At 73.0% G+C, this 26,175-nt stretch carries 25 protein-coding genes; 6 read left to right on the forward strand and 19 right to left on the reverse strand.

Annotated elements, in window-relative coordinates:
* Positions 1 to 41: 41 nt before the first annotated feature.
* Positions 42 to 758, forward strand: a complete 717-nt coding sequence (locus tag AC0B9F_RS07680) for a glycoside hydrolase family 75 protein (protein ID WP_471999630.1) — start codon at positions 42 to 44, stop codon at positions 756 to 758.
* 13 nt (positions 759 to 771) lie between these two features.
* Here the strand turns inward: AC0B9F_RS07680 and AC0B9F_RS07685 are convergent, their stop codons facing one another.
* Both AC0B9F_RS07685 and AC0B9F_RS07690 read right to left on the reverse strand, forming a co-directional pair.
* On the reverse strand, positions 772 to 1,473 hold the full coding sequence (locus AC0B9F_RS07685; RefSeq protein ID WP_471999632.1) for an SDR family oxidoreductase: 702 nt from the start codon (positions 1,471 to 1,473) through the stop codon (positions 772 to 774).
* Between the two features lie 81 nt (positions 1,474 to 1,554).
* Positions 1,555 to 2,448 (reverse strand): class I SAM-dependent methyltransferase, encoded by an 894-nt coding sequence (locus AC0B9F_RS07690; protein WP_471999633.1) that lies wholly within the window; start codon positions 2,446 to 2,448, stop codon positions 1,555 to 1,557.
* A 135-nt stretch (positions 2,449 to 2,583) separates the two neighbouring features.
* Here AC0B9F_RS07690 and AC0B9F_RS07695 point away from each other — a divergent pair, with 135 nt between their 5' ends.
* On the forward strand, positions 2,584 to 3,342 hold the full coding sequence (locus AC0B9F_RS07695) for a phytanoyl-CoA dioxygenase family protein (protein ID WP_472000872.1): 759 nt from the start codon (positions 2,584 to 2,586) through the stop codon (positions 3,340 to 3,342).
* Between the two features lie 196 nt (positions 3,343 to 3,538).
* Here AC0B9F_RS07695 and AC0B9F_RS07700 read toward each other — a convergent pair whose 3' ends face one another.
* Both AC0B9F_RS07700 and AC0B9F_RS07705 read right to left on the reverse strand, forming a co-directional pair.
* Entirely contained in the window at positions 3,539 to 4,282 is a 744-nt protein-coding gene (locus AC0B9F_RS07700; protein WP_471999635.1) for a class I SAM-dependent methyltransferase, read from the reverse strand.
* Positions 4,283 to 4,315: 33 nt separating this feature from the next.
* A complete protein-coding gene (locus AC0B9F_RS07705) occupies positions 4,316 to 4,621 on the reverse strand; it encodes a 4a-hydroxytetrahydrobiopterin dehydratase (RefSeq protein ID WP_471999637.1) in 306 nt (101 codons plus the stop codon).
* Between the two features lie 157 nt (positions 4,622 to 4,778).
* On the opposite strand from AC0B9F_RS07705, the gene AC0B9F_RS07710 reads away from it, so the two are divergent.
* From AC0B9F_RS07710 to narJ, 3 genes are all read left to right on the forward strand, one after another.
* Positions 4,779 to 5,612 carry a helix-turn-helix domain-containing protein gene (locus AC0B9F_RS07710; RefSeq protein ID WP_471999639.1) on the forward strand — a complete coding sequence of 278 codons (834 nt, stop codon included), beginning with the start codon at positions 4,779 to 4,781 and terminating at the stop codon, positions 5,610 to 5,612.
* Between the two features lie 99 nt (positions 5,613 to 5,711).
* Entirely contained in the window at positions 5,712 to 6,587 is an 876-nt protein-coding gene (locus AC0B9F_RS07715; RefSeq protein WP_471999641.1) for a helix-turn-helix domain-containing protein, read from the forward strand.
* Positions 6,588 to 6,674: 87 nt separating this feature from the next.
* Entirely contained in the window at positions 6,675 to 7,166 is a 492-nt protein-coding gene (narJ, locus tag AC0B9F_RS07720) for a nitrate reductase molybdenum cofactor assembly chaperone (RefSeq protein ID WP_471999643.1), read from the forward strand.
* A gap of 36 nt (positions 7,167 to 7,202) precedes the next feature.
* On the opposite strand, the gene AC0B9F_RS07725 is transcribed toward narJ, so the two are convergent.
* The 3 genes from AC0B9F_RS07725 to AC0B9F_RS07735 form a co-directional block, all read right to left on the reverse strand.
* Entirely contained in the window at positions 7,203 to 8,504 is a 1,302-nt protein-coding gene (locus AC0B9F_RS07725) for an MFS transporter (RefSeq protein WP_471999645.1), read from the reverse strand.
* Positions 8,501 to 11,761: an AfsR/SARP family transcriptional regulator gene (locus AC0B9F_RS07730; protein WP_471999647.1), complete on the reverse strand. Its 3,261-nt coding sequence runs from the start codon at positions 11,759 to 11,761 to the stop codon at positions 8,501 to 8,503. Before AC0B9F_RS07730 ends, AC0B9F_RS07725 begins: the two co-directional genes overlap by 4 nt.
* A 709-nt stretch (positions 11,762 to 12,470) precedes the next feature.
* Positions 12,471 to 13,370 carry an alpha/beta fold hydrolase gene (locus tag AC0B9F_RS07735; protein WP_471999649.1) on the reverse strand — a complete coding sequence of 300 codons (900 nt, stop codon included), beginning with the start codon at positions 13,368 to 13,370 and terminating at the stop codon, positions 12,471 to 12,473.
* Positions 13,371 to 13,433: 63 nt separating this feature from the next.
* On the opposite strand from AC0B9F_RS07735, the gene AC0B9F_RS07740 reads away from it, so the two are divergent.
* On the forward strand, positions 13,434 to 13,967 hold the full coding sequence (locus AC0B9F_RS07740; protein ID WP_471999650.1) for a cysteine hydrolase family protein: 534 nt from the start codon (positions 13,434 to 13,436) through the stop codon (positions 13,965 to 13,967).
* A gap of 23 nt (positions 13,968 to 13,990) precedes the next feature.
* Here the strand turns inward: AC0B9F_RS07740 and AC0B9F_RS07745 are convergent, their stop codons facing one another.
* From AC0B9F_RS07745 to AC0B9F_RS07800, 12 genes are all read right to left on the reverse strand, one after another.
* A complete protein-coding gene (locus AC0B9F_RS07745; RefSeq protein WP_390743604.1) occupies positions 13,991 to 14,380 on the reverse strand; it encodes a PPOX class F420-dependent oxidoreductase in 390 nt (129 codons plus the stop codon).
* Positions 14,377 to 15,891 carry an FAD-dependent monooxygenase gene (locus AC0B9F_RS07750; RefSeq protein WP_471999652.1) on the reverse strand — a complete coding sequence of 505 codons (1,515 nt, stop codon included), beginning with the start codon at positions 15,889 to 15,891 and terminating at the stop codon, positions 14,377 to 14,379. The genes AC0B9F_RS07745 and AC0B9F_RS07750 overlap by 4 nt, the downstream gene beginning before the upstream one ends.
* Positions 15,888 to 17,456, reverse strand: a complete 1,569-nt coding sequence (locus AC0B9F_RS07755) for an MFS transporter (protein ID WP_471999654.1) — start codon at positions 17,454 to 17,456, stop codon at positions 15,888 to 15,890. The genes AC0B9F_RS07750 and AC0B9F_RS07755 overlap by 4 nt, the downstream gene beginning before the upstream one ends.
* Before the next feature lie 61 nt (positions 17,457 to 17,517).
* Positions 17,518 to 18,555 carry a beta-ketoacyl-[acyl-carrier-protein] synthase family protein gene (locus AC0B9F_RS07760; RefSeq protein ID WP_471999656.1) on the reverse strand — a complete coding sequence of 346 codons (1,038 nt, stop codon included), beginning with the start codon at positions 18,553 to 18,555 and terminating at the stop codon, positions 17,518 to 17,520.
* Positions 18,542 to 19,381: an HAD family hydrolase gene (locus AC0B9F_RS07765; RefSeq protein ID WP_471999658.1), complete on the reverse strand. Its 840-nt coding sequence runs from the start codon at positions 19,379 to 19,381 to the stop codon at positions 18,542 to 18,544. The genes AC0B9F_RS07760 and AC0B9F_RS07765 overlap by 14 nt, the downstream gene beginning before the upstream one ends.
* Before the next feature lie 4 nt (positions 19,382 to 19,385).
* On the reverse strand, positions 19,386 to 20,351 hold the full coding sequence (locus AC0B9F_RS07770; RefSeq protein WP_471999660.1) for an aldo/keto reductase: 966 nt from the start codon (positions 20,349 to 20,351) through the stop codon (positions 19,386 to 19,388).
* An 18-nt stretch (positions 20,352 to 20,369) separates the two neighbouring features.
* A complete protein-coding gene (locus AC0B9F_RS07775) occupies positions 20,370 to 21,602 on the reverse strand; it encodes a beta-ketoacyl-[acyl-carrier-protein] synthase family protein (protein WP_471999662.1) in 1,233 nt (410 codons plus the stop codon).
* Positions 21,599 to 21,838, reverse strand: a complete 240-nt coding sequence (locus AC0B9F_RS07780) for an acyl carrier protein (protein WP_471999664.1) — start codon at positions 21,836 to 21,838, stop codon at positions 21,599 to 21,601. The genes AC0B9F_RS07775 and AC0B9F_RS07780 overlap by 4 nt, the downstream gene beginning before the upstream one ends.
* Before the next feature lie 80 nt (positions 21,839 to 21,918).
* A complete protein-coding gene (locus AC0B9F_RS07785) occupies positions 21,919 to 22,965 on the reverse strand; it encodes a beta-ketoacyl-ACP synthase III (protein ID WP_471999666.1) in 1,047 nt (348 codons plus the stop codon).
* Positions 22,962 to 23,957 carry an AfsA-related hotdog domain-containing protein gene (locus AC0B9F_RS07790; protein ID WP_471999669.1) on the reverse strand — a complete coding sequence of 332 codons (996 nt, stop codon included), beginning with the start codon at positions 23,955 to 23,957 and terminating at the stop codon, positions 22,962 to 22,964. Before AC0B9F_RS07790 ends, AC0B9F_RS07785 begins: the two co-directional genes overlap by 4 nt.
* Before the next feature lie 300 nt (positions 23,958 to 24,257).
* Complete coding sequence (locus tag AC0B9F_RS07795) at positions 24,258 to 24,683, reverse strand: OsmC family protein (protein WP_471999671.1); 426 nt, start codon at positions 24,681 to 24,683, stop codon at positions 24,258 to 24,260.
* Between the two features lie 94 nt (positions 24,684 to 24,777).
* Positions 24,778 to 26,154: an amino acid permease gene (locus AC0B9F_RS07800; RefSeq protein WP_471999673.1), complete on the reverse strand. Its 1,377-nt coding sequence runs from the start codon at positions 26,152 to 26,154 to the stop codon at positions 24,778 to 24,780.
* Positions 26,155 to 26,175: the final 21 nt, after the last annotated feature.

Below are 26,175 nucleotides of genomic sequence, written 5' to 3' on the forward strand. Positions count from 1 at the left end.
TCCGCGGCGAGCGGCCGCCCGGGTGCTAGCGTCCCTGACCCGTGTACTCGTTTCCCACAGCGCGTAACCGGCCCCGCCGTCTCCCCCGCTCCGCGGCAGCCGCCGCCGTCCTCGCCGCCGGTGTCCTCCCGGCGCTCGCCGGCCGCGGCTTCGGCGTGGTCTTCGCCCACGAGGGTTCCGTGCCCGCCGCCGACCTGCTCGCCAAGGTGCGCTCCTGCAAGCAGGTGTCGCACGGCGCCTACCGCACCGACCAGGACAAGGCCCCGAGCGTCCCGGTGTGCGGGGCGAAGGGCGCCGTGTTCTTCACCGCCGACATGGACATCGACTGCGACGGCCGCCCCACCGAGCGGTGCAGCAGGGCCACCGACCCCTCGTTCCAGGACGACACCGCGTTCCACCAGTCCGACGGCAAGCCGCCGCGCGCCGACCACGTGCCGTTCGTCGTCGTCCCCGGCGCGAGTGACATCTGGGACTACCGCGCGTCGGGCGTACGGGGCGGCGGCGTGGCGGCGGTGATCCACGACGACCAGGTCGAGTACGCCGTCGTCGGCGACGTGGGCCCGAAGCAGATCATCGGGGAGGCGTCGTACGCCACGGCGCAGGCCCTGGGCCTGGACCCCGACCCGGTGCACGGCGGCACCGACGCCCCGGTGACCTACATCCTGTTCACGAACTCCCAGGCCGCGCCCTTCGAGAGCCACAACGCGGCGGTGACCCTCGGCGAGCAGCTGGCCCGGGACTTCCTGAAGAACAACTGACGTTCTCCTCCCGTCAGTTGGGCTGGCCGATGGGCCGTACGACGACGGTGTTGACGTCGACCCCGGCCGGCTGGCGGATCGCCCAGACGACCGAGTCGGCGATCTGGTCGGCGCTCAGCAGGTGGCCGGGCGGCAGACTGCCGTAGGAGTCCCAGAACGGCGTCTCCACCCGGCCCGGCGCCACCAGGGTCACGCCGACGCCGTACTCGGTGACCTGGCGCCGGGTGTTCTCCGCGAGCCCGGTCACCGCCCACTTCGTCGCCCCGTACAGGTTGCCCGGCGTGTTGACGAACCCGGCGACGCTGCCGACCAGCACGATCCGGCCGCGGGTCTCCTTGAGGGCGTCGACGGACGCCCGGATCAGCAGCGCCGGCCCCAGCACATTGGTCAGCACCATCTCCTGCCAGCCCGCAGGATCACCCTCGGCGACCGTGTCGTGGGTGGCGAAACCGGCGTTGGCGACGACGGTGTCGATCCGGCCGTACGCCTTGAGCGTGCGCGCCACGGCGTCCTGCACGTCGGCGTACTCGGCGGCGCTGCCCGCGACCGTCAGCAGCCCCTCGGGCTCGCCCAGCCCGGCGGCGAAGTCGCGCAGCCGCTGCTCACCGCGCCCGGTGACGGTCACCCGCCACCCGTCGTCGAGCAGCCGCCGCGCGACGGCCGCCCCGATGCCCGTGCCGCCGCCGGTGATGAGTGCGACCGGAGAGTCGGTCATGACAAGCCCCCTGAGATGTCGTCCTTCGTGAACGACGGGGAGTCCATCAGTTGGAGCGCACTCGATGTCAAGGACGGTCGGTCAGTACGGGCGGACCGCGGTGTGGACCGTGTGCGCGGCGAGGACGAACAGGTCCGGGCGGTGGTGGACGCTCGCCGGGTCGGCGGGGTCGAGAAGGCGGTCCAGGGTGGCGCGGTCCTCCGCGTCCAGGCCGTCGCCGACGGTCTCCCGCAGCCGGCCGAGGGCGGTGACGACATGCGCGCGGGCCCGGTCGGGCACGGGGGCCGGGATGTCGAGCAGGAAGGTGCGGGTGCGGGTGTGCTTCAGGCCGGCCGCGGTGAGCAGCGCCGGCCAGTCCTCGGTCACGGCGACGCTGCCGGGCAGGTCGGCGCGCATCCGGGCGAAGCGGTCCTCCTGGAGCGCGTCCAGCCGTGCCTGCAGACCGGGGCGGCCGAAGCCGATGTCGCGGGGCAGATGGCGGGGCGGCAGCCCGCCCTCCAGCAGGGCCAGCGTCCCGCCGGGGGCGAGCCGTTCGGCGAAGGCGGCCAGGGCGGCGCGCTGGTCGCCGAGGTGGTGCAGGCTGCGGCTGGCCCACAGCAGGTCGGCGGGGTAGTCGAGGTCGTCCAGGGCCTCGGGCAGGTCCCCCGCCAGGGTGGCGAAGCGGTCGGCGACGCCGGTGCGCCCGGCGCGGGCCCGGGCGCGCTCCAGCAGCGGCGCGGAGCCGTCCGCGGCCAGCACCCGCGCGCCCGGGAACGCCTCGGCGAACAGGCAGGACACCACGCCGGGCCCGCTGCCCGCGTCGACGATCAGCCCCGGCTCGGTCACCTCCTTACCCAGCCAGGCCAGCGCGCGCTCGTACAGCGGCGTGAACAGCTCGGCCTCGGACTCCAGGTACGCCGCCATCTCGGCCCAGTCGATGTCGGCGCCGTGGTCGTGGCCGTGGGCGGCCGCGGGGTGGTGGTGCTCGTGTGCCATGGTGGTCAGCCTCTCGTCCGGATGCCGCCAGGGTGCGCCGACGCACCGCACGGCGGCCAGCGCTGTTGCCGGGACGGCAAAAATGAGGTGCGCGCGCGGGCCGGTGAAGCCCACCATGACGCGGTGGACGACGAGATGCTGACGCGGTTCGTGCGGGACGGGTTCGTGAAGATCGAGGGAGCCGTCCCGCCGCGGGTCGCGCAGGACTGCGCGCGGCTGCTGTGGCGGGAGACGGGCTACGACCCCGACGACCCGGGCACCTGGAAGGACCCGGTGGTGTGGGTGGGCGGGATGGCCCAGGGGCCGTTCGCCGCCGCCGCCAACACGCACGTCCTGCACGAGGCGTTCGACCTGCTGGTCGGGGTGGGGCGCTGGCAGCCGCGGTACTCGCTCGGCACCTTCCCGCTGCGGTTCCCGCACGCGGAGGAGCCGGACGACGCCGGCTGGCACATCGAGGGCAGCTATCTGCCCGAGGGCGCCGCGCACTTCCACACCAACGTGCACTCGCGGGACCGGGCGCTGCTGATGCTGTTCCTGTTCAGCGAGGTCACCGAGGCGGACGCGCCGACCCGGATCAGGGTCGGCTCGCACCTCGACGTGCCCGCGGTCCTCGAGCCCTACGGCGAGGCCGGCGCCTCCTTCCTGGAGCTGGGTCCGCGCGTGGACGCCGCGTCGGCGCACCGGCCGCTCGCCTGTGCGACGGGGCGGCCGGGCGACGTCTATCTGTGCCATCCGTTCCTGGTGCACGCCGCCCAGCCGCACCACGGCGACCGGCCCCGGTTCCTGGCGCAGCCGCCGCTGCACCCGGCGGAGCCGGTGACGCTCCGGCGGCCGGACGGCGACTACTCGGCGGTGGAGTTCGCGATCCGCCGGGGCCTGGGCGAGGCGCCCTGACCCCGGCGGTCACGCTCGGGGCCGGCTCCCCAACGGCCGGTCCCGAGCGGTCCCTCACCGCGCTACGGCAGCGGCGGGTAGGCGCTGCGCATCAGCTGCCGGCCGGAGCGGGAAATCTGCCTCTACGGCCCTCCTACCGGGGGAGCGGACAGATGCCGGCCGTTGGTCGCCGCCCGCGCCGGGAAGGTGGCCGGGTCTACACCGGCTTGCGGAACGCCCGCAGCGTGAACACCGGGTCCGGGCGCGGCCGGTCCTGGTCGGGCAGCTCGGCCAGCCGGGCCGCGTAGCGTTCGGTGAGGGGCCGGCCGGGCGGCAGCGTGACGAACCAGCCGCGGCGCAGGTCGGCGATCGTACGGCGCGGACTGCGGCCCTGGCCGCGTCCGGTGAAGTGGGCCCGGCCCGCCGGGACGAGGCCGTGCTCGGCGGCGTACTTCTCCACGCGGTCCGCGGCGTCGCGGGCCTCGCTGGGGGGCCGGGAGGCGAGGACGGCGTCGATGTCGCTGCCCACGTTGTGCGCGGCGGCCTTGTCGACCGTGGTGACGTACACCCCGCCGGGTGCGAGGACCCGGGCGCACTCGGCGACGACGGCGCGCACGTCCTCGGGCGTGGCCAGCAGGTGCAGCAGCCACACGCCGGCGACGGCGTCGAACGCGGCGCGCGCGAAGGGCAGACGGCGGGTGTCGGCGCGGACGACGGCGCCGGGCAGCCGGGCGGCCGCGTACCGGGTCATGGTGTGCGCCAGATCGGCGCCGGTGACCGCGAGGCCGGGGCGGCCGGCGGACAGCCGGCGGGTGACGATGCCGGTGCCGCAGGCGACGTCGAGCATCCGGTGCGCGGTCGGCGGTATGAGGCTCAGCACGGCGTCCGCCGCCGCGGCCGCCCTGGGTTCGCCGCCGCGCGAGGCGTCGTAGCGCTCGGCTTCCTTGTCGTAGTCCAGCACGGCCGGCTCCCCTCCTCGTCCCCGTGTGTGCGGTCAGTCGGCGCTGTGGCCCGGGGCCAGGTCCTGGACGCGGCGCGCCAGCTCGAAGTCGAGCTCGGTGACCGCGCCGCCCGCGCTGTGCGTGCTCACCGTGAGGGAGACGGTGTTGTAGCCGAGGGTCAGGTCGGAGTGGTGGTTCAGCTCCTCCTGCACCTGCGCGATGTGGATGACCATCGCGGTCGCCGCGAAGTGGGAGGCCAGCCGGTAGGAGCGGGCGAGACGGTCCCCGTCGAGGGACCAGCCCGGCAGCTCCGCCAGCCGGTCCTCGATCTCCTTCTGCGACAGCGGTTCGACGGCCATGCCGGGCTCCCTTCAGCGATGTCGCGTACGCGTCCAGCCTGCCACAACGCGGCACGGCGAGCGCCTGCTGACGCGGGCCGTCCGGCAGCGAACTCCGCCGGGCGGCCGAGCGCCTCCCCGAGCGCCCCGCCCGGCGGCCTTCGGCTACGGTCGTGACATGACCCCCGTCGCGTCCCGCATGGCCGCCTCCCCCGCCTCCCCCGCCGGTCAGGGCGTCGGCCCGCTGCTGCGGGCCTGGCGGGTGCGGCGGCGGATCAGTCAGCTGGAGCTGGCGCTGCGCGCCGACTCCTCCGCCCGGCACGTCTCCTTCATCGAGACGGGCCGTTCCCGGCCGAGCGAGGAGATGGTGCTGCGGCTGGCGGAGCACCTGGAGGTGCCGGTGCGCGAGCGCAACGCGCTGCTGCTGGCGGCCGGTTACGCGCCGCGCTACCCGGAGACGCCGCTGGACGACCCTGCGCTCGACGCGCTGCGGGACGGCATGGAGCGGCTGATCCGCGGCTACGAGCCGTATCCGGCGCTGGTGCTGGACGGGCTGTACCGGGTGCGGGCGGCGAACCGGGGTGTCGCGATGTTCCTGGACGGGGTGCCGGAGGAGCTGCTGCAACCCCCGCTGAACGCGATGCGGTTGACGCTGCACCCGGAGGGCATGGCGCCGCGCATCCGCAATCTGCGGGAGTGGCGCGGCCATCTGCTGGAGCAGATGCGGCGGCAGATCGCGCTGCAGCGCTCCGAGGAGCTGCGCGCACTGTACGAGGAGGTGGCGGCCTACCCGGTGGAGCCGGACTCGCCGGACGACGCGGAAGCCGAGGAGCCCCACCCGTACTTCGCGCTGCCGCTGCGCTTCGAGCACGAGGGCCGGGTGCTGTCGTTCATCTCGTCGATCTCCACGTTCAACACACCCATGGACGTCACGGTCGCCGAACTGGCCATCGAGACGTTCCTCCCGGCCGACCCGGCGACCGTGAAGTACCTGCACTCGCTGGGCACCTGACGACGGATCGATCCGGCCATCCGCCGCTCCGCCGGGGCTCCGCGCGTGACAGACTGGCCCGCGTGCTTCGGCTGCTTCGGCGCGTAGGGGAGGCGTGGCGTGAGTGAGCGGCGGCCCGCACCCACGGTGGGCCAGGTGGTGCTCGGCAGGCGGTTGCAGGAACTGCGGGAGGCGGCCGGCCTCAAACGCGAGGAGGCCGCGCAGGTGCTGCGCGTGGCGCCGGCGACCGTGCGGCGGATGGAGACGGCCGAGGTCGCGCTGAAGATCCCGTATGTGCAGGTGCTGCTGGGGACGTACGGGGTCGGCGCGGCGGAGGCCGAGCAGTTCGTGGCGCTGGCGGAGGAGGCCAACCGGCCCGGCTGGTGGCAGCGCTTCCACGATGTGCTGCCGGACTGGTTCAGCCTGTTCGTCAGTCTCGAGGGCGCGGCGCGGCTGATGCGTTCCTACGAGCCGCACTTCGTGCCGGGGCTGCTGCAGACGCCGGCCTACGCGCGTGCCGTGCTGGAGTCCGGCACGATCGGGCGGCGCAGCCCGGCGGCCACGGAGCGGCACGTGACGCTGCGCATGGAGCGGCAGCGGCTGCTGGAGCGCCCGGACGCGCCTCATCTGTGGGTGGTCATGGACGAGACGGTGCTGCTGCGCCCGGTGGGCGACGACCCCTCGATCATGCGGGAGCAACTGGAGAAGCTGCTGGAGTTCGGCGAGCGCGACAAGGTCACGCTGCAGATCGCCGAGTTCGCGGCCGGTCCGCACCCGGGGACGTACGCGCCGTTCTCCCTGTTCCGGTTCGCGGAGCCGGAACTGCCCGACATGGTGGTCTCCGAGTACCTCAGCGGCGCGCTGTACCTGGACTCCCGCTCGGAGGTGGCGGTGCACCTGGAGGTGCTGGACCATCTGACCGCGCATGCCGCGTCGGCCGAGCGCACCCGGCGGATCCTCGCCGCCCACCTGGACGGGCTGGGCGCTCGGTCCTGACCCGTACGGGTGCCCTGAACAGGTGCGCGTCCGCGTCCGCCCCTAGCGTCGAGTCCAAAGGGCGGCCGACCCGAAGGAGACGCGCCGATGCCCTCGGACTCCGTGCTGTACCAGGCGGCCGCGCTCTGCCTGACCTACCCCGACGAGGACCTGTTCGCCCGGCTGCCGCTGCTGCGCGAGGCGGCCCCGCAGCTGCGGGAGTTCACCGACCACGCGGCCGCCACCGAGCCGCGGGACCTGGCCGCGCACTATGGGCAGGTCTTCCATCTGAACGACCGGCACAGCCTGTTCCTGAGCTGGTGGCGCGACGAGGACACCCGGCGGAGCGGGGTGCCGCTGGACCGTTTCAAGGAGCGGTACCGGGCGCACGACCTGGAGCTCGCCGACGAGGAGCTGCCGGACTTCCTGCCCGCCGTGCTGGAGTTCACCGCCCGCACCGGGGACACCGGCCTGCTGACCGATTCCCGCGACGCCCTGGAGCAGCTCCGGGCGCGGCTGACCGCCTTCGGCACCCCGTACGCGGCCGTCCTGGACGCCGTGTGCGCCGCGCTGCCGCCCCGCGCCGAGGTGCGCCGATGACCGTGGTCACCGGCCTCCGGCGACGGCACTCCGTGGTCAGGTCTGTCCGACGGCCGTCAGATCCACGTCCTTCGTCTCGCGGTACCGGACGAACGACACGGTGCTGAGCAGGCAGAGGGCAGCCACGTACCAGCGGTACCAGTCGGCGTGGCCGTGCGTGGCGAGGTACTCGTTCAGGTAGGGCGCGGTGCCGCCGAACAGGGCCACCGTCAGGGCGTACGGCAGCCCGACGCCGCTGGACCGCAGGGCTGTGGGGAACATCTCCAGCGTCGCCACCGGCCCGGCGGCGGCGTAGCAGCCGAACAGCAGCAGCGCCGCCGTCATCACCGCGAACAGCCGCACGGCCGAGCCCGACAGCGCCCCCAGGAACAGCGGTGTCAGACAGACGAACCCGCAGCCGAACACCAGCAGCAGGGGACGGCGCCCGAACCGGTCGGCGGCCATGCCGAGCAGAGGAAGGACCGCCATGAACACCACCTGGGCGGCGACGCCGGCCCACAGCGCGGCGTTCGCCGGCATCCCGTACCGCAGCTGGGCGTACACCGGCAGGTAGGAGGCGAAGGTGTAGTAGACGACGGTCGCACCCAGCGTGAAACCGACCACACGGACCGCGGCGCGCGGGTGCCTGCGCATCGCCTGCCACGCAGGGTTGCGCGGCCGCTCCCCCGCCGTGCCGAAGACGGGCGTCTCGTCCATCCGCCCGCGCAGATACCAGCCGTACAGGGCCAGCAGCGCCCCCAGCGCGAAGGGGACGCGCCAGCCCCAGCTGCCCAGCTGTCCCGCGGTGAGCGTGGCGTGCAGCAGCAGTGCGACCAGGGTGGCCGCGAGCGTGCCCAGCGTGGTGCTGATGTAGACGGCGCTCGAGTACAGGCCGCGGCGCCCGGGCGGCGCCGTCTCGTTGACGTACGTGCCCATCGCCGCGCCCTCACCGCCGGCGGACAGTCCCTGCACCGCCCTGGCCACGATCAGCAGCGCGGGGGCCAGGACGCCGACGGACCGGTAGGGCGGGATGAGCGCGATCAGAAGACTGCCGCCCCCCATCATCAGCAAGGACAGCCGCAGCGCGGCGCTGCGCCCGCGGCGGTCGCAGTACGCGCCGATCAGCGCCCCGCCGAGCGGCCGGAACAGGAACCCGACGGCGAACACCGACAGCGTCCTCAGGACGTTCGTGGCCGTGTCGCCGGCCGGCTGGAGCCGCGCCCCGAGCAGCGCGGCGAACGTGACGAACGCGCCCCAGTCGAACCACTCCATGGCGTTGCCGACCGAGGCGACGGCCAGCCGGCGCAGCCCGCCCCTCCTCGTTTCCGCCGAAGTCCTGGTGATGGTAAGGGTGTTCACGATTCCGCCCCGGTCTTCCTGGTCGTCTCGATGTGCTGGGGTGCCGGTGACGGGCCGCTGGCGAGTCGGGTACGTACGTCCTCGGCCTCGGCGGCGCCGATCTCGGTGAACACCGCCAGGGCCCGCGACCAGTGTCCGGCCGCCCGCGCGTGGTCGCCGGCGAGGGCCGCGACGGTGCCCAGGACGTCCTCGGCCCTGGCGACGTTGAGGCGCTGCGCCGTCGGCTGGGACAGGGCGAGTGCCCGTTGCGCGCACTCCTCGGCGCGGCCCGGGTCGTCCAGGCTCAGGTACAGCGGGGCCAGTTCCAGCAGGACCTTGCTGCGGGCGACGCGGTTGCCGTTCGATTCGGCCAGGGAGCGGGCCGCCTCGGCGTGTGCCCGTGCCTCGTCCCGGCCCAGAAGCCGGTCGACGACGGCGAGGCGCGCCAGCGCGTACGCCTCGCCGTCGACGTAGCGGATCTGCCGGGCTCCCTCGAGCGCCGTGCCCGCGTAACGGGCCGACTCCGGCAACGCGTCGAGACCGGCGCTGATGGCCGACAGCAGACACAGCGTCTGCACCTCGTAGGTGCGGTCGCCGCACTCCTGGAACGAACTCAGGGCCCGCTGCGCGGACTCGAGCGCGGTCTCCAGCCGGCCGAGGTCCAGGTCGACCAGTGCGAGCCCGTACAGCGAGATGCTCCTGTCGTAGGAGGAGTCGATGGACTCGGACGCCTTCAGCGCGCGCGTGAAGCAGGACCGTGCCTCGGACAGCTCCCCGGTGGCCTGGCGCACCAGGCCCAGGTTGCGCAGGCTGTAGGAGCTGATGTGGTGCAGCCCGAGCGTGCCGGCGGTGGCCAGCGACGCCGTGAGGAACTCGGTGGCACGGACCATGTCGCCCTGCGTCCAGTGGATGAACCCCAGCAGGCCCTTGGTGGTGGCCTCCAGGCGGGGCGAGAGGATGCTGTGCGAGACGTCGAGCGCTCGCCGTGCCGCCTCCTCGGCCTGGGCGCCCCGGCCCAGGCTGAGGTGGGCGAGGCTCATGTTGTTGAGCGTGGCCGCGACCTCTTCGGCCATGCCGAGCCGGTCGTGCAGCGCGAGGCTCTTCTCCTGGTGCGCGATGGCCCGTTCGTAGTCGCCCAGGGTGTTGTGCAGGTTGGCGAGGCTGCGGTGCATCGCCGCGACACCGGGCTCGTCGTCCAGGGACTCGGCGGCGGACAGGCCGATGCGTGTCGTCTCGTCCCACTCGGTGCGGTACTTGCCCGTCCAGAAGAAGCCGCGCAGCGCGTCGGCCAGGTGCCAGGACAGGTGGTGCGGGCCGTGGGTGCCGAAGTGGCGCACACAGGCCATGAGGTTGCGCCGCTCGGCCAGCAGCCAGGCCATCGCGTGGGTCTCGTCCCGGAACCGTGGCGCGTCGAACGTCGCGTGCGTGCGGGCCGGTTCGGCGAGCCGGACGAACTCCGAGTACAGCACGTCGGCGGCGGCGCACGCGCCCGCGAGGTACCACCCGCCGAGCCGCTCCAGCGCCTCGGCCCGCTCCTGCGCGGAGTTCTCCTCGAGCGCGCGGTCCTGCGCGTACTCGCGCAGCAGGTCGTGGAACTGGTAGCGGCCCGGAGCGGTCTGCTGCAGCAGGCTGGCGGTCTCCAGCCGGCTCAGACCGGACCGCGCCTGCGCCTCGCTGATGTCGGCGAGCACGGCGACGGCCGCGGGAGTGAAGTCGGAGCCGGGGAACAGCCCGGCGAGCCGGAAGGCGGCGCGGTCGTCCGGCGTCATGGCGTCGTAGGACAGGGCGATGGCCGTGGAGACGGCGGACGTGGTGTCTCCGTCGACGGAGAGGGCGGCGAGGCGGTTGCCGCGCCGCAGCCGCTCCAGATAGGCCTCGGTCTGCCCTCCGGGGGCGCTGATGAGGTTGGCCGCGGCGATCCGCAGGGCGAGCGGCAGGTACGAGCACAGCGCGGCCACTTCGTCCACCACGTCCGGCCCGATCGGCACGTTGGCCTGCCCCACCATGCCGGTGACCAGCTCGGCGGACTCCTGCGGGCTGAGCGTGCCGACGCCGATCACCTGGGCGCCGTGCGTCACCGCCAGGGAGCGCAACTGCCGCCTGCTGGTGATCAGTACGGAGCATCCGGCGTCCCCCGGGATGAGCGGGAGCACCTGCTCGGCGCTGGAGGCGTTGTCCAGCACCACCAGGACGTTCTTCCCGGTCAGCTTCGAGCGGTAGAGGTTCGCCTGCTCCACGGGGTCGACCGGGATCTGGTCCGCCGGCACACCGAGGCTGCGCAGGAACTGCGAGAGCACCTGGTCCGGAGGAAGGGGCGCATACGCGGCGCCCCGCTCGTAGCCGCGCAGGTTGACATGGAGCTGCCCGTCCGGGAACGCGGAGCGCACTCGCCTGCCGAGGCACACCGCCAGCGCCGTCTTGCCCACACCGGGCGGCCCGGACAGGACCACGACGGGAACCCCGGTACGGCCCGGCACCGGGGGAAGGACCGCCTCCACCCGGGCGCCGATGTCATCACGCCCGACGAACCCCACAGCGAGCGGAGGCAGCTGGGCGGGCACGGTGACGACCCGGTCCGTGCCGGGGCGGGGCCCGTCCGGGGCCGCCAGCGAGGGGTCCGACTCGAGAATGCCGGTGTGCAGCGCGCGAAGCCGCTCGCCGGGCTCGATGCCGAGCTGCTCCACCAGTTCGCGACGCGCCTGCTGATAGACGTCCAGTGCCTCCGCCTGCCGCCCCGAACGGTACAGGGCGAGCATCAGCAGGCTCCAGAAGTTCTCCCGCAGCGGATTGTCCATCGCGGCCGTGCGCAGTTCCTTGACCAGCTGCGCGTGCCGGCCGAGGTGGAGCTCCGACTCGAAATACGCCTCCAGCGCGCCGAGGCGCTCGTCCTCCAGTGCCGACACCTCGTCCCGGCGCAACGAGTCCGAGGGAATGTCGGCGAGCGGCGCCCCGCGCCACACACTCAGTGCCTCGCCCAGGAGGCGCGCCCGCTCATCCGGCGCGGTCGTCTGCTGTGCGGTCAGCACCAGGCGGCGGAACCGGGTCAGGTCGAGTTCGTCCTCGCGCACGTCGATGCGGTAGCCGCCGGCCACGGTCTCCACCAGGCTCGCGTCGCCGAGCAGCAGCCGCAGGCGGCGTACGTAGGTGTGCAGCGTCCCGCGCGGGTTCGACGGCTTGCGCTCGTCCCACAGCCAGTCGGCGAGGCGGTCGTTGTCGACCACCGCGCCGGCCCGCAGCAGCAGGGCGGCCAGGAGTACCCGGAGTTTTCCGGAATCCATGACCTTTTCATGACCGGCGATTGACGCGGAGAGTGGTCCGAGGATGCCGAAGCTGTTCCCGTCACGGTGCGCGGCGGCACTCTGCGACGGGACGAATCCCGTTCTTTCCATGTGCGGTTCTTGCCTTCCCCCATAGGCTGTGCACAGCCTTCCCCGTCACGCGCACCGCGTCATTGCGGAAATACGCCCTCGAGGGTTTGGTCGGGCTGTGCGGTTGACAGAGTAAGGGAGACCGGTGACACCCCGGTGACCGCGGGTTGTTCGGTAGATCACACGGAGAACTCCTCGGCGACGCGACGCGTGGGCGTTTCGGGTCTTTCGTCACGCCCGCTCATTCTGTTCCCGTGAACCAGCGGATCGCCGTCGTCAGCGGGTCCGCCGACGCCGGGTCGAGAGGGAAAACGGGACGCGGGCTGCGCAGAGCCCGCAGGAATTCCCTCTGCGCCTGCGCACTGGCGGTGCCGCCGCCCGGGGGTGCGGGCTCGTCCCCCGGTGGCGGTACGGCATCGGCGGGCGCGGGCGGGTGCGGGCGAGCGTCACCGGCATCCGGCGCGTACGGCGGCGATGCGTGCCGGCTCGTACCGGACGGGAAGCAGGTGGCCGACGCCGCGCCCACCCGTGCTCTCGGCTGCGGGTGCGCGGAAGCGGTCCGGCCCGTCGGGCGACGACGCATCAGGTCTCCTTCGTGCCCGGCTCAGACGTGCCCGGCTCAGACGTGCAGGACGTGCCGGCCGGTGTGATCCGACGGGTGGGACCGGCGCAGGTGGTCGACGATCAGCTCGCGGATCGCCGGCGACCAGTGCGGGGGGAAGATGTGGCCCATGCCGGCGATGCGCCACAGGCGCGCGCGGGGAATCACCCGGCGCAGTTCCTCACCGTGCTCCGGCGGGAAGACCGGGTCCTGCTCGCCGTGCACGACGAGCGTCGGCACATCGAGGGCGGGGAGGCGGCCGGTGAGCGGGGGCGTACGGTCCAGGGCCGTCAGGTGGCGCCCGGAGGTGTCGGGCAGTTCCCCGCGGGACATCACACGCCGGACCAGGTCCTCCCAGTAGACCCGGTCGAACGGCACGGCGGGCCCCACCAGGACCCGCCAGCCGTCGACCGCTGCGGCCAGGGACTCCTCGGGACCGCGCGGCGGCGACGCGCAGAGCCGGGCGACCCGGTCCACCATCGCCGGACGCGGACCGGGCAGACCGGTACGCGGCGGCAGCCGCACATCACCGTTCGCATCCGGGGAGCTGGACAACAGCACCAGCGACCGCACGAGTTCGGGCCGTTCCAGGGCGAGCAGCTGGGCCACCATGCCGCCGAACGACTGGCCCACCACGTGCGCCCGGCCGAGCCCGAGGCCGACGATCACCTCGGCGGCGTCCGACGCCGGCACCGAAAGGTCGTACTCCGCCTCGGACTTGCCCGATCTGCCGGTGTCCCGGTGGTCGTAGCGGACGACGAAGTAGCCGTCCGCGGCCAGCAGTCGGCACAGTTCGTCCGGCCACACGATGCCGGGCACCGTACCGCCCATCACCAGCAGCAGCGCCGGATCACCGGGGCTGCCGAACGTCTCCGTCCACAGCCGCAGTCCGTCCCGCGTCGTGATTGGGCTCTCCACCGGGCTGTTCTTCCCCTTGGTAGTGTGCGGCAGGACCGCCGATCACCGTCCCTGGGGGAACACATGACCCGCGCCCGCTCGGCACTTGTCCTGATTGATCTGCAACGGTGGATCGTCGACATGCCGTGGCAGCCGATCGGCGGTGAGGCGGTGGCCGACGCGTGCGCAAGGCTGCGCGAGCACTTCGCGAACGCCGGCTCCTCGACCGTCGTCCTCGTCCGGTACGTGCGGGCCGACGGCGCCGACGGCGGCATCGGCGCCGCACCCAACCAGCTGGTCCCCGCCTGCGCACCGCGCACCGGCGACCACGTGGTGACGAAGAACGGCCTCGACGCCTTCGAGGGCACCGATCTGCACGACGTCCTGCGCCGCGAGGAGATCACCGAAGTGGTGGTCGCCGGGCTGTCCACCGCCCACGGTGTGGCGGCCACCGCCGCGACAGCGGTGCGCCTGGGCTATGACGTGGTCGTCGTCTCCGACGCCACCGCCAGCGTGGACGAGGCGCAGCACCGCGAGGCGCTCGACCGGCTCACCGCGCTCGGCGCGCGCACCGCCCCGTCGGCGGACCTCCTGCCCGCGCAGGCTGCCGGGCACTGACCCGGCGGCCTGCGGTGGGGCCGCTACTGGTAGCTGACCGACGTGGGCTTGACGACGTACACGATCCGGTGTTCGGCGTCCGGCGGCGGGCCGTCCAGCTTCATGCCGTACCGCTCGGCGAGCTGCGCGAAGAACTCGGCGGAGGAGTCGTCGTCGATCCGGACCACCTCGCCGCGGATCTCCAGGTAGCGGTAGGGCTGCTCCGGGTCGTTGACCGAGACCGCGACCTGGGGGTTCGCCGTGATGTTCTTGTACTTGTAACGGATCGTGGTGTTGGTGAAGCGGATGTACTCGCCGTCCCACGAGAACCACATCGGGTTGACCTGAGGTCCGCCCGCCCGGCGGATCGTGGCCAGGTGGCCGAAGAGCGGCCGTTCCAGCAGGTCCCGGTGACTGTCCGGAATGAGACTCATGCCGTGTGTGCCTTCACTTTCTCTTGTTCCTCGTGCCGGGTCCCCAGCAGGGGCCGGAACAGGTCGGTCAGGCGCGCCCGCATCGCTGCGGCGTCCCTGGTGGTCATGTCCACGTGGCCGTCCGGCCGGGCGAGCACCAGGGCCGGCCGGCCGCGGTGTGCCACGGTACGGATGTCGAGGACCACGTCGAGCCGGTCCGCGCACCACCGTGTCAGCTCCCGCGTCTCCTCGTCCGGCTGCCCGGCGACGATCACCGTGTGCCGCAGGTCGTCGAGGCGGCCGCGCAGCGGCTGCGGCACCAGCGCGCCGGGCACGAATCCCGCGGCCTTGCCTCCGGCCGCGGCTTCGGCGCGGTACTTCGTCCGCAGACCGGCGAGCCAGGGTATGTAGGCGATGTCGAACAGGCGCAGGGCGGAGGCGACCCGCAGCGCGTTGTCCCGCAGCACGACCTGGTGCCGCTTGCGCAGCAGCCACAGCCTGGTCTGCACGTCGGCCTGACGCACCACTGCGCGCGCCACCTCCCCGCGCTCGCCGGCATAGGTGTCCAGCAGCTGCTGCGCGCTGCGCCCGTGCCAGACGAGTGCGAGCTTCCACGCCAGGTTGTGGGCGTCGTTGACGCCGGTGTTGAGCCCCTGACCGCCTGCCGGGCTGTGAATGTGCGCGGCGTCCCCGATCAGGAAGACGCGGCCGACCCGGGTCGTCTCGGCGTGCCGGGCGTGCACGTTGAAGACGCTGATCCAGTCGGGGTCGCTCAGCCGGATGCCGCCCGGCCCGCGCTCGTCGACCAGGCGCTGTACCGCCGCGAGGCCGATGTCCTCCTGGGTGACTCCGGGGGGCGCCGAGGTGAACACGCGCCAGCGCCCGTCCGGCAGACCGCACGCCACGAGGATGCCCCGGGGCGAGCAGAAGTAGTGCGTCATGCGGTGGTCGAAACGCGTGTCGACCCTCACGTCGGCCACCACGAACCGCAGTTCGTACGTGGAGCCCTCGAAGCCGACGCCCAGGTGTCCGCGGACGGTGCTGCTCGCCCCGTCCGCTCCCACCAGGTAGGCGAACTCCTCCTCGCGTTCGGTGCCGTCCGGGCCGCGCAGCCTGGCCCGCACCCGGTCGCCGAGCTGTTCGAAGCCGAGCAGTTCGGTCGCCCATTCCACGGCGCCCCCGGCGGTGGCGAGGTTGGCCCGCAGCACCTCCTCGATGTCCGGCTGCGGACAGATCAGCGGCCGGGTCCGGGGACGGTAGCGCAGGTCTGCGATGACCTTTCCGTCGGAGTAGTACCGCATCTGCGACTGGGGCAGCGCGCGGGCGGCGAGCAGGTCCTCCCCTCCGACCCGGTGGATCAGCTCGACGGTCCGCGGCCACAGGCCCAGCGCCTTGGACAGGGTGGAGGGGCCGTCGGCCTTGTCCACGCAGCGGACCGGTACGCCACGCCGGACGAGTTCGGTCGCCGCGGTCAGTCCGGCCGGCCCCGCCCCGGTGACGAGGACCGGCAGCGAACCCGCCGGGGTGGTCATACGGCGGCCTTCTCGGCGGCGGGCTCGGCGGGCTCGGCCTGCTGGGCGGGCTCGCGCAGCATGACGCCCACCAGCACGGCGCTCGCGGCGCAGATGGCGGCGACCACCCACAGGACGAGGTGCAGACCGTCGGTGTAGCTGCCGGTCAGCAGGTCACGGAAGCCGGAGCGGGCGGAGCCGGCGACGGTGCCGGCGGCTCCGGCCAGGTCACCGCCGATCACGCGGTCGGCCAGGGCGCCCGCGTCGGCGCCCCGCGCGCCGGGTACGCCCGGCAGGCCGTCGGCGATGTGCGAGCGCGTCGAGTTGAGCAGCACGGCGCTCATCACGGCGATGGCGAACGCCTCACCGGCCAGGCGCATCGTGTTGAACATGCCCGCGGCGGCACCCGCCTGGGCGGGCTCCACGGACGTGATGGCGACGCCGTCGACGAGACCGGCCGTCATGCCCATCGAGACGCCGAGCAGCAGCAGCGGACCGGCCAGCGAGGCCACCGACACGTCGGGGGCGATCAGCGTGAGCCAGCCGGCGCCCACCGCGGCGACCACGAGGCTCAGGGTGAGCACGAGCCGGGTGGAGACCCCGTTCTTGACCAGCTTGCTGACGACGAGCGGCGCCACCAGGACGGGCAGGGTGAGCAGCATCATCGTGGCGCCCGAGGCGTTGATGCTCATGCCCGCCGCTCCGGTGAAGTACGTCGGCAGGAGCACCAGCAGACACACGAAGCTGAAGGACAGCGCGACGGGGATCAGCGAGACCGCCATGAAGCGGCCCTCCCTCAGCAGCGAGAGCTGGAACATGGGCTGCCGCTGGCGCAGTTCGGCGACGGCGAACAGGGCCATCAGCACGGCCGCGGCGGCGAACAGCAGCAGCGTCGTACCACTGGTCCAGCCCTGCTGCGGGCCCTGGACGATGGCGAACATCAGGCAGAACAGCGACAGGGTGAAGGTCGTGGTGCCGGCCCAGTCGACCTTGGTCGCTGCGGGGTTCCTCGACTCGGGCATCACCGGCACCGCGACCAGCACGATCACGGCGACGACCAGGTGCGACAGGAACACCGCACGCCAGCCGAAGGCGTTGACGAGCGCACCCGCGGTCGAGGGGCCGAGCGCCAGACCGGCGCCGGCCGACGAGCCGAGGACCGCGAAAGCGCGGGCCTGCGCGGCGCCCTGGAACGTCGTGGCGAGCATCGCGGCGCCCGCCGTCATCACCGCGGCGGCCCCGAGTCCGGCGAGCGCACGGGCCACGTCGAGCACGACGATGCTCGACGTCACGGCGCTGGCCAGGCTGGACAGGGCGAACAGGACGGTACCGGCGGCGAACATCCGCCGCCGGCCCAGGATGTCCGCGAGCGAGCCGCAGCCGAGCATGAAGCAGGCGAAGGCGAGGTTGTAGGCGTTGACCACCCACTGCAGCGGCGCGAGCCCGACGTGGAGCGTGGAGCTGATGTCCGGCAGGGCGACGGAGGTGCCGGTCAGCGAGGCGGGCAGGACCAGGACGGCGAGACACACCGCGGCGAGAGTGAGCGTCGGATTACCGCGTGCGGTGTCCGGACGGGCCGTGCTCATGAAGCGTTTCCCTTTCGTGGGGGGGGTGATGGGGGTGTGCGGAGAAGGAGGGTGAGGCGGGTCAGCGGGCGGGCCGGGCGACGACGGCGCAGGTGAAGCCGAATCCTCCGCCCGCCGAGATCGCGAGGGCGATGTCGCCGGGTGCGAGCAGTTCCTGCTCGCGGATCGCCGTCAGGTTCGCCGCCATGTCACCGGCGCCCAAGTGGCCGGTGCGGGCGCCCAGTTCGACGATCTGCGCCTTGGTCAGGCCTTCGACCGCCGGATGGTAGGTCTCCCGCCGGACCTTGATGCCGACCCGGGGAAGAGCAAGGACGCGGAGGCGCGGGTCGTCCAGGCCGATGCCGGCCTCTTCCAGCGCCGTGGTGACGATGGTGCGCAGCGCATTCCGGGCCCCGCTGTAGAAGCCGTCGAGGCCGACGTCGGTGATGTACGCCTTCTTCGTGCGCCTGACGTCGATCCGGTCGCTGAGCCACCGGGCGGCCGGGGTGAACTCGTCCCGGCCGCGGTGCAGCCCTTCGGCTTCCGAGACCGCGGCGCTGGACAGCCCCAGCAGGGTGAACTCGTCGACGCTGTCGTCGCGTTCGTGCAGCAGCAGGGCGGTGGCTCCGTCGCCGTAGAAGACGCCGTAGTCGCCGGCCCAGCGATCGAACCCCTCGTCGGGGAACCGGTCGCCGGTGGTGACGAGCGCGGAGCCCGTGGCGGGGTCGGCCAGCAGCCGGGACGCGGCCGCTTCGAGGGCGGTTCCGCCGCCGTTGCACATCACCTGGATGCCCAGGGGCACCCCGCGCACCGCGCCGACGCGGTGCGCCACGTAGTGCGCGGGCGACCAGAAGTCGTGCCCCTGGTGGTGGATCCAGGCGTGGGTGGTGAAGCCGAGGTCGGCCCCGTCCCAGCCGGCGGCGGCGAGCGCGTCCCGGGCCGCCGCCACCGCCATGTCCGGTGCCGAGTCCGTGTCCGCGACCGGGACCTCGGTGACACCGGTGTTCACCAGGTCCTGGTCGCCGATCCTGCCGCGGGCGAGGGCGTCCTGGGCGGTTTCGACCGTCTGCGGCAGCCAGGTCGTGACGGCCCGGATCCCCAGCCCGTTACCGAGTCGCATCTGTGAGTTCCTCCGTGCTGGACGTGGACGAAGCGGATGGGGGCGGTGGCGTGGAGGCAGCCGGCCGGGCAGGCCGGCCGGGGGCCGGGTCCGCGGCGGCGCTCCCCTGTGCCGCCGCCGCGGGCCCGACGGCTGCGGGGAGCCTCGCCCAGCCGTTGCGGCCGGCGTGCTCCACGAGCACCGGGTCGCCCCCGACGACCCCGGCCCGGCCCACACTGGCCAGCAGCGGCAGGTCGGAGGCGTGATCGCCGTAGGCCACACACCCCTCGGGGCGTGCCCCCGAACGGTCCATCAGGGCGCGGGCGGCCGTGGCCTTCCCCTCACCGATCACGGTGCTGAGCACCTCGCCCGTGTAGCGGCCGGCGACCACCTCGGGCTCGCTGCACAGCACGTGGTCGGCGCCGAGGTACTCCGCGATGGGCTCGAGGCAGGCCCGGAACGAACCGGAGACCAGAGCGATGCGGTATCCCCCGGCCTGGAGCCGGCGCAGTTCGCGCACGGCTTCCCGGTGGAAGAACCCGGCGCGCCGGTGGGCGCCGGCGAACCAGCGCCGCCCGCTCTCGGCGACCGCCGCCGGCTCCATCCCGGCGTAGTTGCGGAAGTAGGCCCGGTTGGTCTCCTCGCGGGGCACGCCGGCCCGTGCCGCGCGCGTCAGGGCGTCCGAGGCCGCCCGGTAGCGCTCCTGGTCGGCGAGATGGAACTCCAGGAAGGAGAACATGCTCTTGAGGCCTATGAGCGTCTCGTCGACGTCGAAGAACGCGATCCGGACCGGCCGCGCGGGGCTGCTCACCTGTTCGCTCCGAAGGAGTCGGCTGGTGCCGCTCATGGGCTCAGTACCTGCTTCCCTGGGCCGGGGGCAGCGCGTCGAGGTCGGCCAGGTCCTGCGCCGTGAGGTGAACCTCCGCCGCGGCCAGGTTCTCCCGCAGATAGCGGGAGTTCTTCGTGCCGGGGATCGGCACCACCCGTTCGCCCTGGGTGAGCGTCCAGGCGATGGCGACCTGGGCGGGCGTGACCGCACGGCGGTCGGCCACCTCGCGGACCACGTCGACGATGCGCTGGTTGGCCTCCATCGCGGCGCGGTGGAAACGCGGGTGGGCGGCGCGGAAGTCGCTGTCCTCGAACTGGTCCGCGTGCAGTGTCCCGGTGAGGAAGCCACGGCCCAGCGGAGCGAACGGAATGAAGCTCGCTCCCACGCTCTCGCACCAGCCGACCACGCCGCCCGCCTCGCCCTCCAGGGCGTCGCGCGTCCACAGCGACAGCTCGGACTGGACGGCGGTCACCGGGTGGATGGCGTGCGCCTCCCGGGCCTGTGCCACGGTCGGCTCGGACAGGCCGAGCCAGCGCACCTTGCCCTGTTCGACGAGTTCCGCCATCGCGCCCCAGGTCTGAGCCAGCGGTACGGCCGGGTCGATGCGGTGGACGTAGTACAGGTCGATGACGTCGGTGTTCAGCCGCCGCAGGCTGGCGTCGACCGCCGCGCGCAGATAGGCCGGGGAGTTGTCACGGTGGGCCTGCCGCGCCTTCAGGTCGTCCAGGACGATGCCGAACTTCGTCGCGACGACGGCCTCGTCCCTGCGGCTCGCGACGGCTCTTCCCAGCAGCGTCTCGTTGTGGCCGGCCCCGTAGAGGTCGGCCGTGTCCAGCAGGTTGCCGCCCAGGTCGAGTGCCTCGTTGATGACCCGGATGGACCGTTCGTCGTCCCGGGCGGACTCCTGGTAGAGCCAGCTCATGCCCATGCACCCGAGGCCGACGCTGCCGATTTTGATGTCCGTGTTGCCCAGATTCCTCAGGCGCACTTCTTCCTCCCTCTGTTGTCAGGTGGCCGCGAGTACGAGTGCGGCGTTGTGCCCGCCGAATCCGAGTGACGTGCTCACCGCGACCTTCAGGTCCGCCTTGGCCGCCGTGCCCGTCGCAATGTCGAGGTCGATCTCGGGATCGAGCTCGGTGAGGTTGGCCGTCGGAGGGACCAGCCGCTGGTGCAGGGCCAGCGCGGTGAAGGCGGCCTCGATGGCGCCGGCCGCCGCCAGCGCGTGCCCGGTGACGCCCTTCGTCGAGGTGACCAGCGGGCGCTCGCCCAGTACCCGGCGCAGCACGCGCCCCTCGGTGACGTCGTTGAGCGGAGTGGACGTGCCGTGCGCGTTCACGTGGTCCACGTCGCCCGCGCCGACCCCCGCGTCGGCGAGTGCGGCGCGCAGCGCACGTTCCATGCCCGCACCGCTCGGGTCGGGGGCGGTGGCGTGGTGTGCGTCGGACGACCAGCCGAAGCCCACGACGTCGGCGTACACCCGCGCACCCCGCGCCCTCGCGTCCTCGGGCCGCTCCAGTACGAGGATCCCCGCGCCCTCCGCGGCGACGAAACCGTCACGGGTCACGTCGAACGGCCGGGACGCGGCGGCCGGGTCCTCACGCCGCCCCGACAGCCCGCCCATCCGGGTCAGGCCGGTGATGGTCGCGGGTGTCAGCGCGGCCTCGGCCCCTCCGGCGAGCACCACGTCGCAGGTGCCGGACCGCAGCAGATCCCGGGCCAGGCCGATCGCGTTGCTCCCTGACGCGCAGGCGGTGGACGTGACCATGCTCGGCCCGTACGCCTTGACGTCGATGGCCAGGTGGCCGGCGACCATGTTCGACATCCCCATGGGGACCGTCAGCGGGGAGACGCTTTTCGGCCCGTCCCGCAGGAACCGGCGGTGCTGCTCCTCCCAGGTGGCCGTGCCGCCGAGGGAGTTGCCGACGATGACACCGACCCGGGTGCCGTCCCAGCTCTCCGGGTCGAGGCCCGCGTCGGCCACCGCCTGACGGCAGGCCACGATCGCCAGCTGCGTGAAGCGGTCCAGGCGCCATGCACTGCCCGGCCCGAGCAGTGCCCCGGCGTCGAAGCCGGGCACACGGCAGGAGAAGTCGACCGGGAGACCGGCGAGTTCGGGATCGAGGGCGGCGGTCGGCCGACCGGAGACCACCCGTTCCCAGCTCGACCGGGTGTCGAGGCCGGCCGCGGTCACGAGTCCGAGACCCGTGATCGCCACGGCCCCCTTGGACGAGTCGGTCACGCCCGCACGCCCTGGGACTCGATGAGCTCGACGGTCTCGGCGATCGTCGTCTCGCCCTGGAGGAGGTCGTCGCCGAGGTCGGTCCCCAGCTCCTTGTTGAGGATCATGGTGAGCTCGATCAGTGCGAGCGAGTCGAGGCCGAGATCCTTGTAGCTGATGCCCGCTTCGACCTTCCCGGCGGGCACGCCGAGCTGGGTGACGAGGAGACCGGTCAGCTTTTCGTGTATCGCGCTCATGGTTTCGCCTTCTTCTTCGGTGCGTCGTCGTCTGGGACGGGTGGTCCGGCCGGCGTTCGCGGGTCACGGACCCGAGCCGGCTAGCCCGCGTGGGCGAGTTCGGCCGGGGCGGGGGTGTAGGGCAGTGGTTCGACGGACAGTTCGGGGAATTCCAGAGCCGCGGCTCCCCAGGTGAGGCCCCCGCCGAAGCCGCACAGCAGCAGCCGGTGGCCGGGGGTGACCGAACCCGTGGCCACCGCGTCCGTCAGCGCCAGCGGGATGGAGGCGGCGACGGTGTTGCCGACCCGGTCGAGGTTGGCGACCACCTTCTCCTCGGGCAGGCCGAGGTCCGCGCCGACGGCCGACAGGATGCGGATGTTCGCCTGGTGGGCGACGAGCCGGTCGACCGATTCGACCGGCCAGTCGAGGCGTCTCGCCAGGCGCCGCGACGATTCGCTCATCCGTGTCACGGCGTTGCGGAACACCGAGCGGCCCTGCATGGCGAAGAACGCGTCGCCCGGCTCGGCGAGCCCCTTCGAGCGATGCTCGGACCCGCCGCCCGGCACGGTGATCAGGTCGGCCTGGGAGCCGTCACTGCCCAGGTCGAATCCGAGCAGCGCCCCGCGTTCCCCCTGGTGACCGGCGCGCAGCAGCACGGCCCCCGCGCCGTCCCCGAAGATCGCCCTGGTCGTACGGTCCTCGGGGGCGAGGATGGTGGAGAAGGTGTCGGCGCCGATCACCAGCGCGCTGTCGGCGACCCCCGCGCTGATCATGCTCGACGCGGTGGCCAGCGCGTACACGAACCCCGTGCACACGGCCGCGACGTCGAATGCGGGGATCTCGCCGAGCCCGAGGCGGCTGGCCACCTCCGGCGCGGTGGCCGGACACGGGTGGTCCGGGGTGCTGGTGGCGAGGACGAGGAGGTCCACCCGGTCGGCGCCCGCCGAACCCAGGGCCCGCGCCCGCGCCTCGACCGCCACCCCCGAGGTGGACAGGCCCGGCGGGACGACGAACCGCTGCCGGATGCCGGTCCGTGTGGTGATCCATTCGTCGCTGGTGTCGAGCTCCCGGGCGAGGTCGTCGTTGGTGACGCGGTTCGGCGGCAGCCAGCCGCCGAGCCCGGCCAGCACCGCCGCTCGTGCGCTCACCGGGCCCTCCGGTGCGAGGCGGGTACGACCGCGGTGTCCACGGTGCCGGACGCGATCTCCTCACCGTTCTGCCGGAAGGCGACCCGGAAGGTCCGGATTCCGTCGCTCTTGTCGCCGGGGGTCGCGCTGACCGTGGTCGGCGCGTCGAGTTCGGCGAACTTGCTGAAGCCGAGGTCGAAGCCGGCCATCGTGGTGGCGTCCGCGGGCCGCCCGAGGAGCCTGGCGCCGCAGAGCAGGGCTGCCTGCCGCGCGGCCTCCGTGAGCACCATCCCCGGCAGGTGGTCCTGCGCGTGGTCGAACATGCTCGGGTTGTCCGTGGGGATCCGTACGCCGGCGACGATGCCGTCACCGTCGCGCACCGGGTCGGTCAGCAGGGCGTTCACGGGGCTCACGCGCCCGACGTCTCGCGCGTCGACCGTCGCCGGGACCGCCGCGACGTCGTCGGACGAGACGGGCGGGCTGCCGCGCCGCTTCGACCGGATGACGGAGTAGGCCGCCGAGGACACGTAGCCGACCGCCATGCGCACCTCGCCGACCTCCTGGCCGAGGAGGAGGAAGCGCATGTCGTAGGTGGCGGAACGCGCGGGTGCGCCGGCCCCGGCGGGGCGGTCCGTGGTGACCTCCATGGTCAGCTCCGCCGGGTCTCCGGAGTGCGCGTGGAACAGGCCCGGCAGCCGCATCGACCACGACTGGAGGACGAATTTCGTGTCGTCGTCGACGCCGAGGTGACGGTGGGCGCCGCAGGTCTCGGCCTGGCGGGCGCACTCCAGGAGGAGCATCGGGTCGACGACCGCGTGTCCGGCGTGATCGGTGAAGTAGGCGTGAGAGGAGGGGAGTTGTGCGCCCGCGAGAAAGCGCTGCCCGTCCACGGCCGCGGTGTCGGTGAGGAAGACTTCCGACAGGGCCCGGCGGTGGAGCAGGCGCCGGTCGACCGACCGGACGAACCCGAGCTCCTGAAGACCGGGGGTGAAGGCACTTGTGGTCACCGTCATCGGTGGGTAGCCCCTCTCTCAAGAACGCGGCGTTCCCCTCACCGGCGTTCTCGGCATCTCGTGGTGTTTCACCGCTGGACGATCGCGTCCGCGGCTGATGCGGAGAAAACTAGCCACGGCTTCTTTCGCCCCGCTGTCGGAGCGTGTAAGGGGCCTGACGTGAGGGGCCGGACCGCCGGTCCGCTGCGGCGGGCACGCGGAGGAAGGGCGTTCGGCGAGGAACGATCCGGGACCGGAAACGACGGCGCGGACCGTCCCCGAGGTCCGGGGGCGGTCCGCGCCGGTGTGCGGGGTGCGGGCTCAGGCGAGCTTCGCGTCCAGGGTGATCGGGACGGCCTTCAGCGCCTGGCTGACCGGGCAGTTGGCCTTGGCGTCCTGGGCGGCGGCGACGAAGGCGTCGTTGTCGATGCCGGGGACGGTGCCCTCGACGGTGAGGTGGATGCCGGTGATGCCCTCACCCGGCTGGAAGGTGACGTCGGCCGACGTGACGAGCTTGGTGGGCGCGTTGCCCGCCCCGGCCAGGGCGTGCGAGAGGGCCATGGAGAAGCAGCTGGAGTGGGCGGCGGCGATCAGCTCCTCCGGGCTGGTCTTGCCGTTCGCCTGCTCGGCGCGCGACGGCCACGACACCGGCTGCTGACCGATGCCGGAGGAGTCGAAGGTGACGACACCGTTGCCCTCGAGCAGGTTGCCTTCCCAGACGGTGTGTGCGGAACGCGTGGTGGCCACGTTTCTTCCTTTCGCGTGTGGTCCCGCCCAAGCGGGTTTCCCTAGGGCTCCATCCGATCACATTTCCCCTCGCCGCACGCGCAGGGCCGGCCCCTCACACCGTCCTGCGCTGCCGCCGCGCCGCGAGCCACGCGTACACCGGGACGCCCGCGAAGAGGAACAGCACGCCCTGGTAGACGGCCGCGTACCCGGCGCCCGCGACGAGCCAGAGGGAGAAGCCGAAGGCGAGCGCGGCGAGGACCGCGTCGCGCACCAGCCGCGCCCGGTCGACCTGCTCGCCCCGGGCGAGGTGGTGGATCTGCGCGGCGGTGGCCAGCAGGTACGGGACGGTCGCGGTGAAGGTGGTGACCAGGACGAGCACCTCGAAGACGCGTGCCGAGCCGGCCGTGTAGTTGTAGATCGTCAGCAGGGAGGCGAGGACGACCGTGACGCCGACGCCGACGGTCGGCACACCGCGCCGCTTGCGGGTGAACGCGGCCGGGAACAGCCCGTCCCGGGCCGCCGCGTACGGTGTCTGGGCGCTCAGCAGGGTCCAGCCGTTGAGGCAGCCGGTCATCGACACGAGGGCGGCGAGCGCGACGGCCCAGCCGCCCCAGGAGCCGCCGAACATGGCGTTCACGGCGTCGGAGAACGGGGCGGTGGAGTGCACCAGCCTGTCGTGGGCGACCGTGCCGAACACCGCGAGCGTGCCGAGCAGATAGACCAGGGCGGCGCCGGCGGTGCCGATCACGGTGGCGCGGCCGACGTTGCGGCGCGGGTCGCGCACCTCGCCGGCGCTGACCGCGGCGGACTCCACGCCCAGGTAGGAGAAGAGCAGGATCGCGGCGGACGCGGAGATCGCGCCGAGCGTGCTGCCGCCGCCCGCCCGGAAGGGCCCGAGGTTGTGCGCGTCGAAGTGGAACAGGCCGCCGACCGCGACGAGCAGCAGCGGCGCGAACTTCAGCACCGTGGAGATCAGCTGCACGGCGCCGACGTACCGGCTGCCGGCGAAGTTGGACAGGGCGGGCAGCCACTGGATGGCCAGCGCGGCCAGGCACGCGCTCCACTTGTGGTCGTTCACCGGGATCAGCACGTCGAGGTAGCCGACGGCGGCGACGGCGAGGGCCGCGTTGGAGACCCAGGTGGTGATCCAGTACGCCCAGGCGGCGAGGAAGCCGGCGAAGTCGCCGAAGGCCTCGCGGGCGTAGACGTAGGGGCCGCCGGTGCGCGGGTCGCGCTGGGCGAGCCGGCCGAAGACCAGGGCCAGCGCGATCGCGCCGAGCGTCAGGACACCGAAGGCGAGCAGACTGACGGTGCCGAAGGGGGCCACGGAGGCCGGGAGGAGGAAGATGCCGCCGCCGATGATGTTGCCCATGACCAGGGCGGTGGCGACGGGGAGCCCGAAGCGCCGGGCGTGCTTCTCGGGTGCCGACGCGGGCCGGGGTGCGGTCGCCTCGGGGGCCGGAGCCTGGACGGATCCGGTGTCGTGCATGGGGTGGTGCGCCTCTCGTCG

This window comes from Streptomyces sp. NPDC097129, from assembly GCF_055668065.1.

Excerpts from the sequence above, each read along its gene's own strand:
- AC0B9F_RS07685 (WP_471999632.1), bottom strand. The coding sequence starts at position 1,473 with ATGACCGACTCTCCGGTCGCACTCATCACCGGCGGCGGCACGGGCATC.
- AC0B9F_RS07690 (WP_471999633.1), bottom strand. The coding sequence starts at position 2,448 with ATGGCACACGAGCACCACCACCCCGCGGCCGCCCACGGCCACGACCAC.
- AC0B9F_RS07695 (WP_472000872.1), top strand. The coding sequence starts at position 2,584 with ATGCTGACGCGGTTCGTGCGGGACGGGTTCGTGAAGATCGAGGGAGCC.
- AC0B9F_RS07705 (WP_471999637.1), bottom strand. The coding sequence starts at position 4,621 with ATGGCCGTCGAACCGCTGTCGCAGAAGGAGATCGAGGACCGGCTGGCG.
- AC0B9F_RS07710 (WP_471999639.1), top strand. The coding sequence starts at position 4,779 with ATGACCCCCGTCGCGTCCCGCATGGCCGCCTCCCCCGCCTCCCCCGCC.
- narJ (WP_471999643.1), top strand. The coding sequence starts at position 6,675 with ATGCCCTCGGACTCCGTGCTGTACCAGGCGGCCGCGCTCTGCCTGACC.
- AC0B9F_RS07730 (WP_471999647.1), bottom strand. The coding sequence starts at position 11,761 with ATGGATTCCGGAAAACTCCGGGTACTCCTGGCCGCCCTGCTGCTGCGG.
- AC0B9F_RS07740 (WP_471999650.1), top strand. The coding sequence starts at position 13,434 with ATGACCCGCGCCCGCTCGGCACTTGTCCTGATTGATCTGCAACGGTGG.
- AC0B9F_RS07745 (WP_390743604.1), bottom strand. The coding sequence starts at position 14,380 with ATGAGTCTCATTCCGGACAGTCACCGGGACCTGCTGGAACGGCCGCTC.
- AC0B9F_RS07750 (WP_471999652.1), bottom strand. The coding sequence starts at position 15,891 with ATGACCACCCCGGCGGGTTCGCTGCCGGTCCTCGTCACCGGGGCGGGG.
- AC0B9F_RS07755 (WP_471999654.1), bottom strand. The coding sequence starts at position 17,456 with ATGAGCACGGCCCGTCCGGACACCGCACGCGGTAATCCGACGCTCACT.
- AC0B9F_RS07760 (WP_471999656.1), bottom strand. The coding sequence starts at position 18,555 with ATGCGACTCGGTAACGGGCTGGGGATCCGGGCCGTCACGACCTGGCTG.
- AC0B9F_RS07765 (WP_471999658.1), bottom strand. The coding sequence starts at position 19,381 with ATGAGCGGCACCAGCCGACTCCTTCGGAGCGAACAGGTGAGCAGCCCC.
- AC0B9F_RS07780 (WP_471999664.1), bottom strand. The coding sequence starts at position 21,838 with ATGAGCGCGATACACGAAAAGCTGACCGGTCTCCTCGTCACCCAGCTC.
- AC0B9F_RS07790 (WP_471999669.1), bottom strand. The coding sequence starts at position 23,957 with ATGACGGTGACCACAAGTGCCTTCACCCCCGGTCTTCAGGAGCTCGGG.
- AC0B9F_RS07800 (WP_471999673.1), bottom strand. The coding sequence starts at position 26,154 with ATGCACGACACCGGATCCGTCCAGGCTCCGGCCCCCGAGGCGACCGCA.